Source organism: Streptomyces alkaliterrae (genome assembly GCF_007097205.2).
GTDB classification, from domain to species: Bacteria; Actinomycetota; Actinomycetes; order Streptomycetales; family Streptomycetaceae; genus Streptomyces; species Streptomyces alkaliterrae.
Window position 1 is genome coordinate 1 of record NZ_VJYK02000673.1, and the last position, 666, is coordinate 666.

General features: G+C 74.5%; 1 protein-coding gene. It reads right to left on the reverse strand.

Going from position 1 to position 666, the window contains the following annotated elements; translation table 11 throughout:
* Nucleotides 1-666: NAD(P)/FAD-dependent oxidoreductase (locus tag FNX44_RS27445; RefSeq protein WP_153507810.1), on the reverse strand; the 666-nt coding region annotated here is incomplete at both ends.

A 666-nucleotide genomic window follows, 5' to 3' on the forward strand; every position in this document is an offset into this window, starting at 1 on the left:
GGTGCCGAGGGCGACGTGGCGGGCGCGGACCCGGCCGAAGGGGGTGCGGACGCGCACGGTCTCGCTGTCGGAGGTGAGGGCCTGGGCGGGGGTGTGCTCGTAGAGGCGGACGCCGGCGTCGACGCAGGCGCGGCGCAGGCCCCAGGCGAGGCGGGCGGGGTTGAGCATGGCGACGCCGTCGCGGTCCCAGAGTCCGGCGAGGAAGGTGGGAGAGTCGACGTGGGCGCGCAGGGCGTCGCGGTCCAGGAACTCGGGTCGGCTGAGCCCGAGGCGGGCGGCCTCGTCGGCGGCGTCGCGGAGTTCGGCGACCTGGTGGGGCTCGGTGGCGATGTCGATCTCGCCGGTGCGTTCGAAGTCGCAGTCGATGCCGTGGCGTTGGACCGTCTCCTCGATGGCGTCGAGGTTGGCGAGACCGAGTTTCTCCAGGGTGGCGTACTCGTCGGGCCAGCGGGAGAGGCCGTTGGCGCGGCCGTGGGTGAGGGAGGCGGCGCAGAATCCGCCGTTGCGGCCTGAGGCGGCCCAGCCGACCTCCTTGGCCTCGATGAGCACGACGTCGCGGGCGGGGTCGCGTTCCTTGGCGATCAGCGCCGTCCACAGGCCGCTGTAGCCGGCGCCGACGACGAGCAGGTCGCAGCGTTCGTCGCCGACGAGGGCGGGTGCGGGGGC